Genomic DNA, 17,195 nt, shown 5'->3' on the forward strand with positions numbered 1-17,195 from the left:
TCCTTGTCCCCGTGTTCAGATGTGATAGATGTCGAGCAGGTGGTGGATGTAGTCGTTCTTCAGCACGACGTACTTGCGCTTGATCAGCGGCTTCTCCCCGCTCGTGTCGAGCGTGTATTGCGAGCTGCCGAAGTACACGTCGACGATGTCGTAGCGGAAGCTGTGCGTGGTCCAGTTGAAGGACACGACGCATTGCTTGTCGTCCTGCGACAGCACTTCGAGGTTGTTGATCGCATGGCCCGTGCGGGTGTCGGGCATCGTGGCGCTGGAGCGCTCGGTCTGGATGCGGAAGACGCGGTCTTCGAGGCCCTGCTTGTCGGGGTAATAGATCAACGACACCTCGTTCTGCGGGTCCGTCGTGAGCTTGTCGTCGTCATCCCACGAGGGCATGAAGAATTCGGCGTCGTCGGCATAGCAGGCGAGCCAGTCGGCCCAGCGGTGTTCGTCGAGTGCGCGGGCCTCCGAATAGACGAAGGACTGGATGGCTTGGTAGGAAAGCATCACAGCGCTCCTTCCGACTCGGCGACGACGGCCTTCTTCATGGTGTCGAGCCAGTACTCGTGCTGTCCGATGTAGAGGCCCTCGTCTTCGGTCTTCACGCAGCTCATGTCCGGCTTGAGGTCGATGAGGTCGGCTGCGGCATCCGGGCCCTTGATCCAGTGCGTCGCGCCGCGGCTCATGTCGTTCCACTTCACGGCGCGTGCGCCGTAGCCGTGCTGGCAGGAGCGGAACTCCTCCAGGTCGTCGGGCGTGGCCATGCCGGTGGCGTTGAAGAAGTCCTCGTACTGGCGCAGGCGCCGCGTGCGTGCTTCGGGCGCTTCGCCCTTCGGTGCGATGCAGTAGATCGTCACCTCCGTCTTGTTCACCGAGATCGGTCGAACGATGCGGATCTGAGAGCTGAACTGATCCATCAGGTAGACGTTGGGGTACAGGCAAAGGTTGCGGGACTTGCCGAGCATCCAATCGGTGCGCGCCTCGCCGAACTTGCCGATCCACTCGTCACGCTTCGAATACAGCGGCCGGTCTTCCGGGTTCGACCAGTTGGTCCACAGCAGCAGGTGGCCGTGCTTGAAGGTGTACGAGCCGCCACCTTGCTGAGCCCACTTGCCGGCGTTCATCGCCTTGACGGTGTCGACCTTGCCGTCGACGCTGCGGCGGCTGGTGGTGGCCGCGTAGTTCCAGTGCACCGACGACACGTGGTAGCCATCGGCGCCGTTCTCCGCGCCGAGCTTCCAGTTGCCGTCGAAGGTGTAGGTCGATGCGCCGCGCAGCACTTCCAGCCCATCGGGCGACTGGTCGACAATCATGTCGATGATCTTTGCGGCCTCGCCCAGGTGTTCCTTCAGCGGCACCACGTCGGGGTTGACGCTGCCGAACAGGAAGCCGCGGTAGTTCTCGAAGGCGCCGAGCCTGGCAAGGTCATGGCTGCCTTCGCAATTGAAGCTGGGCGGGTAGCCGGCCTCCGCGCTGTTGTCCTTGACTTTCAGCAGCTTGCCGGCGTTGTTGAAAGTCCAGCCGTGGAACGGGCAGGTGAAGCTGGACTTGTTGCCCTTCTTGTGGCGGCACAGGATGGCGCCGCGGTGCGTGCAGGTGTTGGCCAGCGCGTTGAGCTTGCCGTCCTTGCTGCGCGTGATGACCACCGGCTGGCGGCCGACGTAGACGGTCAGGTAGTCGTTGACGTTGGCGATCTGGCTCTCGTGGGCCAGATAGACCCAGTTGCCTTCGAAGATGTGCTTCATCTCCAGGTCGAACAACTGCTCGTCGGTGAAGACGGAACGGTCGAGGCGGTACTTGTGAGTGACCGGATCGTCCTCCAGCAAGGCATCGAGCTTCGAGAGATCCGGCGTGGACTTGACGGGATAGATTGGGATCATGTTGTGTCTCCAGAAAGGTGTGCGGTTTGGCGATTTGCTTGAAAGGGGGTCGTCGCAAAGCCGAAGCACGCTGCTTCACCATCGACGATCGGTATCGGGAGAAAGCTCCTGGCCGGGCGACACGCGCCGGCACAGGAGGGGCTCAGGTCAAGCCAGTGCGCGCGCCACGCGGGCCAGAGGATCGGCTTCGCTTTCGTCGGCGGCCGGCTGCATGACGAAGTCGAAAGGCACGCGGGTGAACTGGGTCGTCACGCCGAGCGATTCGTAGCCCTTGGGGGGCGTGTTGCGCTCGAGCTTGAGGATCAGACCGTCGCGCGTGGCGAAGGCGAAGTCGTCGTCGATGAAGCTGTCGCCGGGCACATTGACTTGCGTCGTCAGCGTGCGCAGGCCGGGTGCGACCACCAGGAAGTGGATGTGCGCGGGACGATTGCCGTGGCGGCCGATGGCGCTGAACAGTTCGGAGGTCGGGCTGTTCGGCGGGATCGCATAGCCCGGCGGCAGGAAGCTGCGGAAGCGATAGCGGCCCTGCGCATCGGTCTCGATGCGGCGGCGCAATGCGTACTCGGCCTGGTCCGGATCGAAGTGCGAGTAGCGGCCCAGTTCGTTGGCATGCCACACGTCGACGATGGCGCCGGCCACCGGCTTGCCGTTGATGTCGAGCACGCGGCCTTCCATCACCATCGTTTCGCCGCGCTGCTCTTCGCCTTCTTCGTCGACGCGCGTTTCATACTTCGACAGCGGGGCGCCGGCGATGTAGAGCGGGCCTTCGATGGCGCGCGGCGTGCCGCCTTCGCGGCCGGCCCGTTCATCGGCCTCGTCGAGGCGGATGTCGAGCAGGCGGTCGAAGCCGAGGCCTGCGGTGATGAGCCCGGCCTGCCCGCTCGAAGCCAGGCGCGAGAGCCAGTCGACACCGGCCCAGAACTCGTCGGGCTGGATGTCGAGGTCGTCGATGGCGCGGAACAGGTCGCCGACGATGCGCGCGGTGATCTTCTGGACGCGCGGGTTGCCGTCGGGCCGGTTCGAATGCGTGACGCGTTCGAGCAGTTGGGTTTGGGTGAGTTCGTTCATGGCGTTGTCTTCCTTGGGATCGTGGGGTTGGGGGATGAGGGGAAACGGATCAGCGGTCGTCTTCACGGATGGACGAGCCGTGGCGGCACAGCGGCGTTACGACGATGTCCATGTAGGGGAACAGGGGCAGCGTCATCAGCGTGTCGTGCAACGCTGCGTTGTCCGCGACGTCGAAGATGCTGACGTTGGCGTAGCGGCCGGCGATGCGCCACAGGTGGCGCCAGACGCCGTCGCGCTGCAGGCCTTGAGCGATTTCCTTCTCGCTCGCCTTCAGCTGGTCGGCTTGCGCCGGCGGCATGTCGTGCGGAAGGTTGACGGTCATTTCGACGTGGAAAAGCATGTTCGTGGTCCTCAGGCGGTGACGGCGACGGTTTGCGACGCGCGGTCGCGGCGGTAGTAGGCGAGCTTGTCGAGGTCGAGTTGCACGCCGATGCCGGGCACCTGCGGCAGTTGCAATTCGAAGTCGCGGTATTCGGGGCGCTGCACGACGACGTCGTCCTTCAGCAGCAGCGGGCCGAACAGTTCGGTGCCCCAGGCGAGCGTCGGACATGCGGCGAACGCATGGGCGGCGGCGATGCTGCCGACGCTGCCTTCGAGCAACGTGCCACCGTAGATGCCCATGCCGCCCGCGTCGGCGATGGCGGCGGCGCGCAAGGTGGGCCACAAGCCTCCGGCCTGCGAGATCTTCAGGGCGTAGACATCGGCTGCGGCGTCGGCGGCCAGGTCGAAGGCATCGATGGCGTCGTGCACCGCTTCGTCCGCCATGATGGCCACGTCGAAGCGGGCAGCGAGCCGCTTCAGCGCCCGACGATTGCGGCGCGCCACCGGCTGTTCGATGAGGCCGACGCCGATGGCTTCGAGTGCGGCGATGCCGCGCACTGCCGTGGTTTCGTCCCAGGCCTGGTTCACGTCGACGGTCAGCATCACGTCGTCGCCAAGGCCGCGGCGGATGGCCTGCACATGGGCAATGTCTTCTGCGAGCGGGTGGCTGCCGATCTTCAGCTTGAAGACGTTGTGTCGGCGGGCTTCGATCAAGGCCAGTGCCTCGTCGACGTCGCGTGTGGCGTCGCCGCTGGCGAGCGTCCAGAGGACTGGGAGCGAATCACGCATCGCGCCGCCCAGCAGCGCATGCACCGGCAGGCCGAGGCGCTGGCCCTGCGCGTCGAGCAACGCGATTTCAATCGCTGACTTGGCAAACGAATTGCCCTGCACCGAAGCCGAGACGCGTTGCATCGCGACATTCACGCGGGTTGCATCGACGCCGACGAGCAGGGGCGCGATGTAGGTGTCGATCGCACTCTTGATGCTTTCGGGGCTTTGCTCGCCGTAGGCCAGGCCGCCGATGGTGGTGGTCTCGCCGATGCCGGTGAGGCCGTCGCTGCAGACCAGACGCACGATCACGAGCGTCTGGCGCATCATGGTGGTCATCGCCAGCTTGTGGGCGCGGATGGTCGGCAGGTCGACCAGGATGGCCTCGATGGATTGAATGGTGGGGCTCGTGTTCATGGGCTGAATGTTCCTCTTCACGAAGCCTCTGGTCCAATATCGAATGGGTCCGGCAAAATACCTTCAAGGTATGGAGCCATGGGGTTTTCACTGACCCGCCGTCTTCTCGTTCAGGAGCCTCCCAATGCATCTCGAACTCCGTCACCTGCGCTACTTCGCCGCTGTCGCGCGCGAGCTGAGCTTCAGCCGCGCAGCCGAGAAACTGCACATCGCGCAGCCCCCCTTGAGCCGGCAGATCCGCTCGCTCGAAGACGAACTCGGCGCGGAGCTGCTGGACCGCAGCGCCCGCCCGCTGCGCCTTACACCGGCGGGCCGCTTCTTCCAGATCCAGGCGCAACAGATACTCGACCGCATGACCGAAGTGCAGGCCGCAACGGCGCGCATCGCCGGCGGCAAGCGCACCTGGTTCGGCATCGGCTTCGCGCCCTCCACGCTTTATGGCAAGTTGCCCGATGTGATCCGGCAGTTCCGCGAAGCGCAGCCATCCGTGGAATTGAATCTCTATGAAATGACGACGCTGCAGCAGGTGGAAGCGCTCAAGGCTGGCCGTATCGACGTCGGATTCGGCCGGCTGAACTTCGACGACGATGACGTGGTCGGCGAACTGGTGCGGAAGGAGCCGTTGATGGTCGCGTTGCCGGTGAACCATCGCCTGGTCCGCCACAAGAAGATCAGCCTTGCAAAGCTGGCCACGGAGCCGCTGCTGCTCTATCCCGCCAAGCCGCGGCCGAGCTATGCCGACCAGGTACTCGAAATGTTCCAATCGCGCGGGCTGAAGCCCACGATCGCGCTCGAGGCGAACGAGGTGCAGACTGCCATCGGCCTGGTGGTCGCCGGCCTCGGTTATGCGCTGGTGCCGCAGTCGGTGCAGAACCTGCACCGAGAGGGCGTGCTCTACCTGCCCCTGGACGATGAAGGCGTGTCGACGCCCGTGGTCATGAACAGGCGCCGCAACGACGAATCGGAGCTGACGACGTACCTTCGAGGCATGGTGCGGGCATTGCCGACATCGACCATGGCGTGAGCGGGATCCGGCCGCCTTTCGGCACGGGCCGACTCAGCGTACGTGCCTCGACGTCGCCTTCCACCAGACCATCGCAAACAGCACGCTGCCGACCATGAGCGCCCCGGCGGCCACCAGCAGCGGTACGGCGAAGCTGCCCGTGGCGTGCGCCAGCGGCGCAGCGAACAGGGGGCCGACGATCTGGCCCACGCCATAGGAGGCGGTTGCGTAGCCGATCAGGCCGGCGGCCGCGTTGCCGCGCAGACGGCGCGCTTCTCGCACCGCGAACAGCGTGATGGCGGTGAACGGCATGCCCAGCAACAGGCTGCCCAGCGTGAAGCCCGCGATCGTCGGCCAGACCACCGACAGCAACACGCCGAGCGCCTGCAACGCGCATCCGGCGGCCAGCAGCAAGCGGTTGTCCCAACGCGACGACATGCGCGCGCCGATGATCGCGCCGGGCACGATGGCCAGGCCGAACAAGGGCCAGAACAGGTCGGGCCATGGCGAGCCCGGCAAGGCCTGCCGGGCAATCACCGGCAGGAAAGTCGCGGTGATGATGTAGCCGAAGCCGGCCACGCCATAGAGCGCGACCAGCCAGCGCGCGTCGCTGCGCGCCGCGGCCAACGCGCTTGCAGCAGGCGGCCCCACGGGCGGCGCGGCGCTCGCAACGACCACAGCGCCATCGTCGAACACACGCCAGATGACCGCGACCAGCGCGAGCGCGGCCAGGCCAAAGCCGATCCATGCCGCCGTGGAACCCCATCGGCCCACCACGCCGCCCAGCAGGCCGGTGACGGCAATGCCGATGCCGGGTCCGGCATAGATCACGCCGCCGAGTGCCGGCGCCCCCGTCTCCGCCAGCCGCCGAAGTCCCCAGCCCGAAGCGAACACGAAGACCCATGCGCTCACGATTCCGGCCGCGCCGCGCAGCAGGCCCCAGGCCAGGAAGTCGTTCAACAGGCCCATTCCGAGCAGCAGCGCCGCCGTGGCGATCAATCCGCCGCGCACCATGGCGACCGGCGGCAGGCGGATCGCCGCACACGACAGCGCCCCCACGAAGTACCCCAGGTAGTTCAATGAAGCCAGCAGGCCGCCGCCCTGGAGATCGAGCTTTCCCTCCGCCAGCATCACCGGCAGCATCGGAGTGAACGCAAAGCGCCCGATTCCCAACGCCACCGCCAGGGTCACCATGCATGCCAATGCGGCGCGCCACGCACCGTGTCTGCTTGCCGCGTCGCCGGTCAATGCGAAACCTTCACCCTCATGAATCGATCAACGCCGCTGCGACCAGCTGGCGCGTGTAGGGGTGTCGCGGGGCGTCGAGAACTTGGTCGACCGGGCCGGCTTCGAGGATGGCGCCATCCTTCATCACGATCACCTCGTGCGCCATCGCGCGGATCACTTCGACGTCGTGCGTGATCAGCAGATAGCTCAGGCCACGCTCTCGCTGCAGGCGCTGAAGCAGGCCAAGCACCTGCTTCTGGATGGTGACGTCGAGCGCGCTGGTCGGCTCGTCGAGCACGAGCAGTCGCGGGTCGACGATCAGCGCCCGCGCGATGGCAATGCGCTGGCGCTGGCCGCCCGAGAACTCGTGCGGATAACGGTCGAGCAAGGACGGGAACTGGGCCTCCGTCAGACCCACGTCGTTCAACGCGGCCAGGCTGCGCACGCGGCGCGCGGCAGTGTCCAGCGCGGGCTCATGCACCTTCAGACCCTCTCCGACGATCTGTTCGACGGTCATGCGGGGCGAGAGCGAGGAGAACGGGTCCTGGAACACCACCTGCATCACGCGCCGCAAGGCACGGTCAGCACTGCCACTGCCGGTCCATTGCTTGTCCGCAATGCGCAGCGCGCCGTCATGGCGCAGCAGGCCGAGCGCGGCGAGCGCCAGCGTCGACTTGCCGGAACCTGATTCCCCGACCACGCCCAGCGTGTGGCCCGGCGCAATCGCCAGGTCCGCACCCTGCACGGCAACGAATGCGCCCTTGCCGAACCAGCCGCGCACGCCGGGCAACGGCACCGGGTACGTCACCCGCAGCCCGTTGGCCTGCAATACCGCTGCGGCGCCCTCCCCGCGCGCCGGCACCACGTCGCGCTCGGGGCGGCTGTCGATCAGCTTGCGGGTGTACGCGTGTTGCGGGGCCTCGAACACCGCCTGCACCGGCCCATGCTCGACGACGTGGCCGTTCTCCATCACGGCGACGCGATCCGCAAAGCGGCGAACCAGGTTCAGGTCGTGCGTGATCAGCAGCACCGCCATGCCATGCCTGGCCTGCAGGTCGGCCAGCAGCGCCAGGATCTGCGCGCGAACCGTCACGTCGAGTGCGGTGGTCGGCTCGTCGGCCAGCAGCAGGCGCGGCTTGCAGGCCAGCGCCATCGCGATCATGGCGCGCTGCCGTTGCCCGCCCGACAGCTGGTGCGGGAACGACAACGCACGCCGCTCGGGCTCGGGGATGCCGGTCTCCGCCAGCAGCTTCACGGCGGCTGCGTGCGCATCGCGCTTCGACAGGCCCTCGTGCAGTTCAAGCACCTCGGCGATCTGGTCTCCGACGGGGTAAAGCGCATTGAGCGCGGTCATCGGCTCCTGGAAGATCATCGCGATCTCCTTGCCGCGGATGCCGCGAAGTTGCTGCTCCGGCAAGGACAGCAGGTCGCGCGAATTGCCGCCTTCACCGTGGAAGGTTGCAATGCCGCTCAGATCGGCGTTTTGCACCAGCCTCAGCAACGACAAGGCGGTCACCGTCTTGCCGGAGCCTGATTCGCCCACCAGCGCAAGCTTCTCGCCGGCGGCGATCTGGAAGTCGATGCCATGGACGACCTCCTTGCCACCAAAGGCAACGCGCAATCCCTTCACGTCGAGCAGGGGCTTTGTCACTTGTCCATCTTTCTGGGATCGAGCGCATCGCGCAGCGCGTCACCCATGAAGGTCAGCAGCATCAGCGTGACGACCAGTACACCGAAGGTCGACAGCGAGAGCCACCAGGCGTCGATGTTGGCCTTGCCCTGGCTCAGCAATTCGCCGAGCGATGGTGTGCCCGGCGGCACGCCGAGGCCGAGGAAGTCGAGCGAGGTCAGCGCCAGGATCGCCGCACTCATGCGGAACGGCAGGAAAGTCACGACCGGCACCATGCTGTTGGGAAGGATGTGGCGCCACATGATCTGCAGGTTGCCGACGCCGAGTGCGCGGGCAGCGCGAACATAGTCCATCTGCCGGTTGCGCAGGAACTCGGCACGCACGTAGTCCGACAGGCCCATCCAGCCGAACAGGCTCAGCAGCACCAGCAGCAACGCCACGCTCGGGGCAAAGATCGCGCTGAAGATGATGAGCAGGTAGAGCTCCGGCATCGAGCCCCAGATCTCGATGAAGCGCTGGAACGCCAAGTCGGTCTTGCCGCCGAAGAAGCCCTGGATGGCCCCCGCGATCACGCCCAGCACCACGCCGATGAAAGTCAGCGCCAGCGCGAACAGCACGCTGACGCGAAAGCCGTAGATCAACTGCGCCAGCAGGTCGCGGCCGCGGTCGTCGCTGCCGAAGAAGTTCTCGCGCGACGGCGCTGCGGGGTTCGGCGAGGTCGCGAAGTAGTTGAGCGTCTTCGGACCGTAGGGGTTGGGCGCGTAGACGGCCCAGTTTCCACCCTGCGTGATGCGCTCGTGGATGAAGGGGTCCAGGTAGTCGGCCGGCGTCTCGAAGTCGCCGCCAAAGGTTTTTTCGGAATAGTCGCGCAGCACCGGGAAATAGGTTGCGCCTTCATAGCGCACGATCAGCGGCTTGTCGGTCGACAGCACCTCGGCGAACAGGCTCGACACCACCAGCACCGTGAAGATGAGCAGGCTCCAGTAGCCAAGCCGGTTGCGCTTGAAGCGAAGCCAGGCTCGCCTGCCAGGACTCAACGACGTTGTCGCCGGGCTAGTCAAACTTCACCCTCGGATCGACCCACACATAGCAGAGGTCGCTGATCAACTTGGTCACCAGCCCGATCAGCGTGAACAGGTAGAGCGTGCCCAGCACGACCGGATAGTCGCGCCGGATCACGCTCTCGTAGCTCAGCAGGCCGAGTCCGTCGAGCGAGAACAACGTCTCGATGAGCAGCGAGCCGGTGAAGAACGCGCCGATGAACGCCGCCGGAAAGCCCGTGATGATCGGGATCAGCGCGTTGCGGAAGATGTGCTTCCACAGCACCTGCTGTTCCGCGAGGCCCTTGGCGCGCGCCGTCAGCACGTATTGCTTGCGGATCTCCTCCAGGAACGAGTTCTTGGTGAGCATCGCCGTCACCGCAAAGCTGCCGAGCACCATGGCCGTGACCGGCAAGGCAATGTGCCAGAGGTAGTCGACCACCTTCGCGCCCCAGCTCAGCGTGTCCCAGTTCGACGAGATCAGGCCGCGCAGGGGAAACCATTGCAACTGCCCGCCGAAGACCACGAGCAAGGCAACGCCCAGCACAAAGCCCGGTATGGCATAGCCGACCAGCACGATCAGCGTGGTGACGAAATCGAAGCGCGAACCCGCCCTCACCGCCTTGGCCACCCCCAGCGGCACGGCGATAAGGTAGCTGATGAAGAAGGTCCAGAGACCGAGGCTGATCGACACCGGCAGCTTCTCCTTGACCAGTTGCGAGACCGCCTTGCGTTGGTAGAAGCTCTGGCCCAGGTCGAAGCGCGCGAAGGACTTCAGCATCAGCCAGAAACGCTCGGGGGCGGGCTTGTCGAACCCGTAGAGCTGCTTGATTTCCTCGATGCGCTTTTCGTCCAGCCCCTGCCGCCCGCGATAGCCGGCGCCGCTCGACGCAGCGCGCTCGCCGCCGGAGTCGCGGCCCTGCAACTGCGCCACCATCTGCTCGACCGGGCCGCCCGGCACGAACTGGATCACCGCGAAAGTCACCAGCAACACGCCGAGGAGCGTGGGCACCATCAAGAGCAGCCGTTTGAGTATGTAGCTGGCCATGCGCTATTTGTTGGAAGCCGATGCCCACCAGGTGCTCATCGCCCAGGTGTCCGGCTGGTAATACGGCGGCACGGTCGGTGGCAGCACGAAAGGGGCCGGCCGGTAGCCGATGAGGAATTCGTCGCCATAGTACTGTGGCACCGAGTAGTAGCCATGCGACAGCACGCGGTCGAGCGCGCGCAGGGCGGCACCCAGCTCCGGCCGCGTGGTGGCGCCCACCACCTTTTGCAGAAGCGCGTCGACCGCCGGATCGGCGATGCCCCAGATGTTCGAGGAGCCCTTGGTCTCGGCCGCCTTCGATCCGAACAATTCGAGCAATTCGCCACCCGGCGAGGTGCTGCCCGGCAGTCGAAGCGAGGTCATCTCGAACTCGAAGTTGTCCATGCGCTGCTGCGACAGCGAGAAGTCGACCGTACGGAAAGTCATCGCGATGCCGAGCTTCTGCAGCGCGGTCTGGAACGGCGTTGCCACGCGGATCAGCGAAGGCTGGTCGTTCAGGAACTCGATCGTGAAGGGCTCGTTCTGCGCGTTGCGCAGGGCACCGTCGCGGTAGCTCCAGCCAGCTTGCTCGAGCAGCGCCCTCGCCTTGCGCAGGTTCTCGCGCAGGCTGCCGGGCGGCGCAGTGCTGGGCGATATCACGGCAGGGCCGAACACCTCGGGCCGGAGCTTGTCGCGCAGCGGCTCGAGCAGCGCCAATTCATCGGGCTTGGGCTCGCCCTCGGCATGGAACTCGCTGTTAGGGTAGTAGCCCTGGACGCGCTTGTAGAGCCCGTAGAAGAGCTGCTTGTTGAGCCACTCGAAATCCATGGCAAGGCCGATCGCCTGGCGCACGCGGATGTCCTTGAACTTCGGGTTGCGCACGTTGAACACGTAACCCTGGAAGTCACCCGGGTTGCGGTTCACGAAGGCCTGCTTCTTGAGTTCGCCCGAGGTGAACTGCTTGCCCGTGTACTGCCTCGCCCAGTTGCGGGAGGTGAATTCACGCATGAAGTCGTATTCGCCAGCTTTCAAACCCTCGAAGCGGGACGTGTCGTCGAGGTAGATCTTGAAGGTGACGCGGTCGAAATTGAACTGTCCCTTGCGCACCGGCAACTCGGCGCCCCAGTACTTCGGGTCCCGCACATAGGTGATGTCGCGCCCCAGTCCGGCGCTCGCGGGTTTGTAAGGGCCGGAGGCGATCGGCACATCGCTCGTGATCTGGTCGAAGGGCTTGCCCGCGCCCCACTTGCGGCTGAACACGGCCATGCCACCCACGACCAGCGGCAGTTCGCGGTTCGGGCTTGTAAAGTCAAAGCGCACCGTGCGGTCGTCGACGGCGACCGCACGTTGCACTTCGGCATAGATCGTGCGGAACTGGGGCGCCGCGAGATTGCTGTTGAGCGTGCTGAACGAGTGCACCACATCGGCGGCCTGCACCGGTGAACCATCGTTGAAGCGAGCCTTCGGATTCAGCCTGAACGTGGCTGACCTGCGATCGGCCGCGACCTCCACGTCGTCGGCCAGCAGCCCGTAGGCCGTGGTCGGCTCCTCGGAATTGCCGGTGAGCAGGCTCTCGAACATCAGCACGCCGAGGCCATAAGGCGGCGTACCCTTCAGCGTGAACGGGTTGAACTTGTCGAAATTGGTGGGGCGCGTGGGCGGCACCAGGCGGATCTCGCCGCCCTTGGGCGCATCCGGATTCACATAGTCGAAGTGAGTGAACCCCGCCGGGTACTTGACGTCGCCGAACTGCGCATAGGCATGGGCGGCCCACGAGGGAGCCGCCAAGAGAGCCAACACACAGAGCAGCCAACCTCGCATGCGAGAATTCTGCCCAAGATTTCAACGAGGCAACAACCATGGGCTTTCTCTCTGGCAAAAAACTCCTGATCACCGGCGTGCTGAGCAATCGCTCCATTGCCTACGGCATCGCCCGGGCATGCCACGCGCAGGGGGCTGAACTTGCATTCAGCTATGTCGGCGAGCGTTTCAAGGACCGAATCACCGAATTCGCTGCCGACTTCGATTCGAAGCTCATCTTCGATTGCGACGTGGGCGACGACGCGCAGATCGACAAGCTCTTCTCGGACCTGTCGCAAACCTGGCCCAAGTTCGACGGCTTCGTGCACAGCATCGGCTTTGCGCCGCGCGAAGCGATTGCCGGCGACTTCCTCGAAGGGCTTTCGCGCGAGGGATTCAAGATCGCGCACGACATCAGTGCGTACAGCTTCCCGGCGATGGCCAAGGCTGCTCTTCCCTACCTCAACGACAAGTCGGCGCTGCTGACCCTCACCTACCTGGGCTCGATACGTGCCCTGCCCAACTACAACACGATGGGACTGGCCAAGGCAAGCCTGGAAGCTTCGGTGCGCTACCTGGCCGAATCGCTTGGCCCCAGGGGCATGCGCGTCAACGGCATCAGTGCGGGTCCGATCAAGACGCTGGCGGCCAGCGGCATCAAGGACTTCGGCAAGATGCTGTCGGGGGTGGCCAGGACGGCGCCCGTGCGCCGCAACGTGACGATCGACGAAGTCGGCAACGTGGCGGCTTTCCTGTTGAGCGACCTGGCCAGCGGCGTGAGCGCGGAGATCACGTATGTCGACGGCGGCTTCAGCCAGGTCGTGGGCGGCCTCACGGAACCGGCCGCCTGATTTTCAAGTCATCACGACAAGAGCCTGCAGCGCCCGCCAATGGGCGCCAGTGGCCATCGGATTCAAGGGAAATATGTTGAAACGGCGAAACTTCCTCGCCTTGAGCGTGTTGGCGGCCTGTCTCGCTGCGCCCGCGCTCGCGGCGCCCCGCGCGCTGATGCTGGCCGACGTGTACCGGCGCGGCATGCCGCTCGAAGGCTACTGGGTCAGCGAGAAATACGACGGCGTTCGCGGCTACTGGGACGGCAAGCAGTTCTGGACCCGCAACGGTGAGCCCATCGCCGCACCGGCCTGGTTCACCGCGCCGATGCCGAGCACACCGATGGACGGCGAGCTCTGGGCGGGCCGCGGCAAGTTCAACCTGGCCGTATCGACGGTCCGCAGCCAGTCGCCCAGCGACGCGCCGTGGCGCGAGATGCACTTCATGGTGTTCGACCTGCCCATGCAGCCGGGTGATTTCGACGCGCGGCTGGTTGCGTTGAAAAAGCTGCTGCCGATCACCGCGGCGCCATGGCTGGTGCCGGTGGCCCAGCAACGCGCCACGACGCACGCCGACCTGCAAGCGCTGCTCGACAAGACCATCAAGCTCGGCGGCGAAGGGTTGATGCTGCACAAGGGCAACTCGCTCTATCGCGGCGAGCGCACCACGGACCTGCTCAAGTTCAAGCCCTTCGAGGATGCGGATGCGCGTGTGGTCGGCGTCGTGCCGGGCAAGGGCAAGCACACCGGCCGGCTCGGCGCCTTGGTGGTCGAAACGCCCGAAGGCCAGCGTTTCAAGCTGGGCAGCGGATTCACCGATGCCGAGCGCGAAGATCCACCGGCGATCGGCGCCTGGGTCACCTACCGCTACAACGGCAAGAACCCCAGCGGATTGCCGAGGTTCGCGCGGTTCATGCGCGTGCGCGCGGACGTGCCGAAGTAGCTGGCGCGTCCGTTCAGACAGGCCACCCCTGCGGCACGTCGGCACGGTGCCGCAACGGCGCCAACCAGGTGACCGCGGCGGCATTGAAGGCGGCGGCGTTCTCGATGTTGCTCAGATGCCCCGCGTCGGGCAGCACCGTCACCGGCGCGCCGCCCAGCTTGGCCGCCATTTCGTGGTGCATGGCCGGGGGTGTCAGCGGGTCGTCGGCGCCCACGATGAAATGGGCCGGCGCCTTGATCTGCGAGATGTCGCCCAGGTCCACCTGCGCCACCGTAGCTTCCAGCGACTTGATGTAGGAGTGCTTGTGCAGCGCCGCGATGCTTTCGACAAGGCGTTGCACTTGTTCAGGCGTGGCCTTCGGGCCGGCCAGCGAGCGGGCCACCGGCCCTGCGATGTCGCTCGGCTCCTTGCCGGCGAGCAGCGGCGCACGCCGGCTGTCCACGAAGCCCTGGCGCTGCTCGGGCGTGAAGGCGCTGAAGCCTTCGTGGGTGTCGACCAGCGTCAGCGTTGCAATGCGATCGGGATGCAGCAAGGCGGTTCGCATGGCGATGCGCCCGCCCATGGACAAGCCCACCAGGTGCGCTTGCCGCACCCGGAAGTGGTCGAGCACGCGTATTACGTCGGCAACGAAATCGTCGAAGGCCAGCGGTCCCTCGTAGTCGTCGCTCAAGCCGTAGCCGCGCGCGTCCCAGGCGGCGAAGCTGTGGTTGCGGGCGAAGGCCTCGCACTGTGGCTGCCAGTTGGTCCGGTTACCACCGATGCCATGCAGGCACAGTACCAGGGGGCCCTGCCCCGCAACGTCGAGCGCCAGCCGGGGCGCACCGGGAATGTGGATGGTTTTGTTCATGTCAAGGTCGTCAGCGCCCGAGGTAGGCCTCTTTGATTCGGGGGTCGTCGGCCAGCTGGTCGCTCGGGCCGTGGGTGGCCACGCGGCCGTTCTCGATCACGTAGGCGTAGTCGGCCACGGCCAGGGTCTTGCGCACGTCCTGCTCGGACAGCAGCAGGGTCAGGCCCTCGTTGCGCAGGCGCGCCACCAGTTCGAAGATCTGCTTGGCCACCAGCGGGGCCAGGCCCAGCGTGGGTTCGTCGAGCAGCATCAGTTGCGGCTCGGCCATCAGGCCGCGGCCGATGGCCAGCATCTGCTGCTCGCCGCCCGACAACGTCGCAGCGGCCTGCGCCTCGCGCTGCTGCAGCTTGGGAAAGATGTGATACACCCGCTCCATGTTCTGGCGCCAGCGCGCGCGGGTGCGCGGGTTGATGCCGCCCAAGCGCAGGTTCTCGCGCACGCTCAGGCTCGGGAAGACCATGCGGCCTTCCGGCACCAATACCATGCCCTGCACCACGCGCTCGTGGCTTTCGCGGTGCGAGATGTCCGCGCCGTTCAGGCGGAGCTGGCCGCGCTGCAACGGCAGCAGGCCCGCCAGGGTCTTCATGAGCGTGGTCTTGCCCGCGCCATTGGCCCCGAGCAGAGCTGTCACGCCGCCCTTCCCGACCCCCAGCGAAAGGCCATGCAGCACCTCCGAGGCGCCATAGCCCGCCGCGACGTTGCTCACCTCCAGCATGGTGGTGTTCCGCATCATTCGCCTTCTCCGAAATACACCGCCAGCACCTTGGGGTTGGCGCCAATCTCCTCGGGCGTGCCCTGGGCGATCAATTCGCCGTGGTCCAGGACCACGATGTGGTCGCTCAACTCCATGAGGGCGCGCATGACGTGCTCGATCACGACCAGCGTGAGTCCGCGCTCGGCATGCAGGCGGCGCAGGGTCTGCAGCATCTGGCCCACCTCGGTGGGGGTCAGGCCGGCCATGACTTCGTCGAGCAGCACCAGGTCGGCGCCGGTGGCGATGGCACGCGCGATCTCCAGCCGCTTCTGCCCAGACAGCGTGAGCGTGGAGGCCAACTGGCGGGCCATGGGCGCCAGGCCCACGTCTTCGAGGATCCGCAGGTTGGCCTGGTCGGCCTCGGCCGCGTGGCGCATGGCGGCCTTGCCAAACAGCGCCGCGGTGCGCAGGTTCTCCAGCACCGTCAGGCCGCCGAAGGGCTTGACGATCTGGAAGGTGCGCGCCACGCCGAGACGGCATACCTGATCGGGGCGCTGGCCGGCGAGCGAACGGCCGTCGAACAGCACGTCGCCGCTGGTGGGCGGGATGTTGCCCGCGATCAGCGCGAACAGCGTGGTCTTGCCGGCGCCGTTGGCGCCCATGACACCCACGATCTGGCCGCGCTGAACTTCAAAGGACACATCGTTGACGGCCAGCAAGCCGCCGAAGCGCCGGCCCAGGTTGCGCACGGAAAGCAGGCTCATGGAGACACCTTCAGCCGGGCCGCAGTCGACGCCTTGCCGCGGCGCTCCACCAGCAGCCCCCACAAGCCATTCGGGACGAGCAGCACGAACACCACCAGGATCAGGCCCAGAATGATCATGTAGAGCAGCGGCGCTTGCGCCCACAGCAGTTCGGACAGCAAGGCGAGAAACACCACGCCCAGCAGCGGGCCTTTTTCGTCATCGCCGCCGCCCAGCAATGCCATGGCGATCACGGTCACGGAAATCATGGGATCGAACACCTGACCCGGCACGAAATAGGTGGAACGCAGCGCCATCACGCCGCCCACCATCCCCGGAATCAGCGCCGACAGAACGAAGGCGGCCAGCTTGAAGCGCGCCACCGGGACGCCCAGCGTTTCCGCGGCTTCCTCGTTCTCGCGCAGCGAGCGCAGGCCGTGGCCAAAGCGCGAACGGCTCACGCAGGCCAGCAGCACAACGGCCGCCGCGGCCAACGCCAGCATCAGCAGGTAGATCACCCACAGATCCGGCGCACCGAACAGGATGCGGCTGGCAATGCCGGCTGCGGACTCGTAGGTCATGATGCTGTACTTGACCAACTCAGCCAGGCCGAAGGTCAAGATCACGAAATAGGGCCCCCGCACCCGCATGACCGGCAGCCCCACCAGGAAGGCAAACGCCGCTGCGAGGAGCCCGCCCAGCGGGATGGCGATCCACAGCGGCAATGCCTGCCAGGTGACGACCACGAAATAGGCACCCAGGCCATAGAAGACCACCAGGCCGAGCGATACGTAGCCCGTGAGCTGCGACAGCACGCACCAGCTTTGCGTGAGCGCGACCCACATCAGCACAGTGAGGCCCACGCCGACCAGGTAGTCGTTGCCAACCCAGGGCAGCGCGCCAAGCGCCAGCAACGCCGCGACGAACGCGAGCACGGATTTGTTGTTGCCAAGGTTCATGCGC

Annotated in this window: 17 protein-coding genes; 3 read left to right on the forward strand and 14 right to left on the reverse strand. The window is 65.8% G+C overall.

Going from position 1 to position 17,195, the window contains the following annotated elements:
• Positions 1-15 precede the first annotated feature (15 nt).
• The 5 genes from benB to WKW80_RS14875 form a co-directional block, all read right to left on the reverse strand.
• The gene (benB, locus tag WKW80_RS14855; RefSeq protein WP_340364333.1) at positions 16-501 is read right to left on the reverse strand and encodes a benzoate 1,2-dioxygenase small subunit; all 486 of its coding nucleotides are present in this window, start codon (positions 499-501) and stop codon (positions 16-18) included.
• Positions 501-1,874 carry a benzoate 1,2-dioxygenase large subunit gene (gene benA / locus WKW80_RS14860; protein WP_340364334.1) on the reverse strand — a complete coding sequence of 458 codons (1,374 nt, stop codon included), beginning with the start codon at positions 1,872-1,874 and terminating at the stop codon, positions 501-503. Before benA ends, benB begins: the two co-directional genes overlap by 1 nt.
• Before the next feature lie 147 nt (positions 1,875-2,021).
• Positions 2,022-2,942, reverse strand: a complete 921-nt coding sequence (locus WKW80_RS14865) for a dioxygenase family protein (protein WP_340364335.1) — start codon at positions 2,940-2,942, stop codon at positions 2,022-2,024.
• A gap of 49 nt (positions 2,943-2,991) precedes the next feature.
• Positions 2,992-3,282 (reverse strand): muconolactone Delta-isomerase, encoded by a 291-nt coding sequence (gene catC, locus WKW80_RS14870; protein WP_340364336.1) that lies wholly within the window; start codon positions 3,280-3,282, stop codon positions 2,992-2,994.
• Between the two features lie 11 nt (positions 3,283-3,293).
• A complete protein-coding gene (locus tag WKW80_RS14875; protein WP_340364337.1) occupies positions 3,294-4,448 on the reverse strand; it encodes a muconate/chloromuconate family cycloisomerase in 1,155 nt (384 codons plus the stop codon).
• A gap of 124 nt (positions 4,449-4,572) precedes the next feature.
• On the opposite strand from WKW80_RS14875, the gene WKW80_RS14880 reads away from it, so the two are divergent.
• Complete coding sequence (locus WKW80_RS14880; RefSeq protein ID WP_340364338.1) at positions 4,573-5,472, forward strand: LysR family transcriptional regulator; 900 nt, start codon at positions 4,573-4,575, stop codon at positions 5,470-5,472.
• Positions 5,473-5,505: 33 nt separating this feature from the next.
• On the opposite strand, the gene WKW80_RS14885 is transcribed toward WKW80_RS14880, so the two are convergent.
• The 5 genes from WKW80_RS14885 to WKW80_RS14905 form a co-directional block, all read right to left on the reverse strand.
• Positions 5,506-6,645 (reverse strand): YbfB/YjiJ family MFS transporter, encoded by a 1,140-nt coding sequence (locus WKW80_RS14885; protein ID WP_340364339.1) that lies wholly within the window; start codon positions 6,643-6,645, stop codon positions 5,506-5,508.
• A gap of 70 nt (positions 6,646-6,715) precedes the next feature.
• A complete protein-coding gene (locus WKW80_RS14890) occupies positions 6,716-8,329 on the reverse strand; it encodes an ABC transporter ATP-binding protein (RefSeq protein WP_340364340.1) in 1,614 nt (537 codons plus the stop codon).
• Positions 8,326-9,345: an ABC transporter permease gene (locus tag WKW80_RS14895; RefSeq protein ID WP_340364341.1), complete on the reverse strand. Its 1,020-nt coding sequence runs from the start codon at positions 9,343-9,345 to the stop codon at positions 8,326-8,328. The genes WKW80_RS14890 and WKW80_RS14895 overlap by 4 nt, the downstream gene beginning before the upstream one ends.
• Before the next feature lie 16 nt (positions 9,346-9,361).
• Positions 9,362-10,396: a microcin C ABC transporter permease YejB gene (locus WKW80_RS14900; RefSeq protein ID WP_340364342.1), complete on the reverse strand. Its 1,035-nt coding sequence runs from the start codon at positions 10,394-10,396 to the stop codon at positions 9,362-9,364.
• Positions 10,397-10,399: 3 nt separating this feature from the next.
• Positions 10,400-12,196 (reverse strand): extracellular solute-binding protein, encoded by a 1,797-nt coding sequence (locus tag WKW80_RS14905; protein WP_340364343.1) that lies wholly within the window; start codon positions 12,194-12,196, stop codon positions 10,400-10,402.
• Between the two features lie 38 nt (positions 12,197-12,234).
• On the opposite strand from WKW80_RS14905, the gene fabI reads away from it, so the two are divergent.
• Both fabI and WKW80_RS14915 read left to right on the forward strand, forming a co-directional pair.
• Positions 12,235-13,026, forward strand: coding sequence for an enoyl-ACP reductase FabI (gene fabI / locus WKW80_RS14910; protein WP_340364344.1), 792 nt, complete (start codon positions 12,235-12,237; stop codon positions 13,024-13,026).
• Between the two features lie 73 nt (positions 13,027-13,099).
• Complete coding sequence (locus tag WKW80_RS14915; protein ID WP_340364345.1) at positions 13,100-13,948, forward strand: DNA ligase; 849 nt, start codon at positions 13,100-13,102, stop codon at positions 13,946-13,948.
• A gap of 13 nt (positions 13,949-13,961) precedes the next feature.
• On the opposite strand, the gene WKW80_RS14920 is transcribed toward WKW80_RS14915, so the two are convergent.
• Genes WKW80_RS14920 through WKW80_RS14935 form a run of 4 tightly spaced genes read right to left on the reverse strand, consistent with a single transcriptional unit; the run spans position 13,962 to position 17,191 of the window.
• Entirely contained in the window at positions 13,962-14,795 is an 834-nt protein-coding gene (locus WKW80_RS14920; protein WP_340364346.1) for an alpha/beta fold hydrolase, read from the reverse strand.
• A gap of 10 nt (positions 14,796-14,805) precedes the next feature.
• Positions 14,806-15,528 (reverse strand): ABC transporter ATP-binding protein, encoded by a 723-nt coding sequence (locus WKW80_RS14925; protein WP_340364347.1) that lies wholly within the window; start codon positions 15,526-15,528, stop codon positions 14,806-14,808.
• A complete protein-coding gene (locus WKW80_RS14930; protein ID WP_340364348.1) occupies positions 15,525-16,253 on the reverse strand; it encodes an ABC transporter ATP-binding protein in 729 nt (242 codons plus the stop codon). Before WKW80_RS14930 ends, WKW80_RS14925 begins: the two co-directional genes overlap by 4 nt.
• On the reverse strand, positions 16,250-17,191 hold the full coding sequence (locus WKW80_RS14935) for a branched-chain amino acid ABC transporter permease (protein ID WP_340364349.1): 942 nt from the start codon (positions 17,189-17,191) through the stop codon (positions 16,250-16,252). Before WKW80_RS14935 ends, WKW80_RS14930 begins: the two co-directional genes overlap by 4 nt.
• Positions 17,192-17,195: the final 4 nt, after the last annotated feature.

Source organism: Variovorax humicola, from assembly GCF_037889915.1.
GTDB classification, from domain to species: Bacteria; Pseudomonadota; Gammaproteobacteria; order Burkholderiales; family Burkholderiaceae_C; genus Variovorax; species Variovorax humicola.

What these genes read in the sequence shown, in the direction of transcription:
- catC (WP_340364336.1), bottom strand. Translation starts at nt 3,282, where the DNA reads ATGCTTTTCCACGTCGAAATGACCGTCAACCTTCCGCACGACATGCCG.
- WKW80_RS14900 (WP_340364342.1), bottom strand. Translation starts at nt 10,396, where the DNA reads ATGGCCAGCTACATACTCAAACGGCTGCTCTTGATGGTGCCCACGCTC.
- WKW80_RS14880 (WP_340364338.1), top strand. Translation starts at nt 4,573, where the DNA reads ATGCATCTCGAACTCCGTCACCTGCGCTACTTCGCCGCTGTCGCGCGC.
- WKW80_RS14905 (WP_340364343.1), bottom strand. Translation starts at nt 12,196, where the DNA reads ATGCGAGGTTGGCTGCTCTGTGTGTTGGCTCTCTTGGCGGCTCCCTCG.
- WKW80_RS14935 (WP_340364349.1), bottom strand. Translation starts at nt 17,191, where the DNA reads ATGAACCTTGGCAACAACAAATCCGTGCTCGCGTTCGTCGCGGCGTTG.
- WKW80_RS14930 (WP_340364348.1), bottom strand. Translation starts at nt 16,253, where the DNA reads ATGAGCCTGCTTTCCGTGCGCAACCTGGGCCGGCGCTTCGGCGGCTTG.
- WKW80_RS14920 (WP_340364346.1), bottom strand. Translation starts at nt 14,795, where the DNA reads ATGAACAAAACCATCCACATTCCCGGTGCGCCCCGGCTGGCGCTCGAC.
- WKW80_RS14875 (WP_340364337.1), bottom strand. Translation starts at nt 4,448, where the DNA reads ATGAACACGAGCCCCACCATTCAATCCATCGAGGCCATCCTGGTCGAC.
- benA (WP_340364334.1), bottom strand. Translation starts at nt 1,874, where the DNA reads ATGATCCCAATCTATCCCGTCAAGTCCACGCCGGATCTCTCGAAGCTC.
- benB (WP_340364333.1), bottom strand. Translation starts at nt 501, where the DNA reads ATGCTTTCCTACCAAGCCATCCAGTCCTTCGTCTATTCGGAGGCCCGC.
- fabI (WP_340364344.1), top strand. Translation starts at nt 12,235, where the DNA reads ATGGGCTTTCTCTCTGGCAAAAAACTCCTGATCACCGGCGTGCTGAGC.
- WKW80_RS14865 (WP_340364335.1), bottom strand. Translation starts at nt 2,942, where the DNA reads ATGAACGAACTCACCCAAACCCAACTGCTCGAACGCGTCACGCATTCG.
- WKW80_RS14885 (WP_340364339.1), bottom strand. Translation starts at nt 6,645, where the DNA reads ATGGTGACCCTGGCGGTGGCGTTGGGAATCGGGCGCTTTGCGTTCACT.
- WKW80_RS14915 (WP_340364345.1), top strand. Translation starts at nt 13,100, where the DNA reads ATGTTGAAACGGCGAAACTTCCTCGCCTTGAGCGTGTTGGCGGCCTGT.
- WKW80_RS14925 (WP_340364347.1), bottom strand. Translation starts at nt 15,528, where the DNA reads ATGATGCGGAACACCACCATGCTGGAGGTGAGCAACGTCGCGGCGGGC.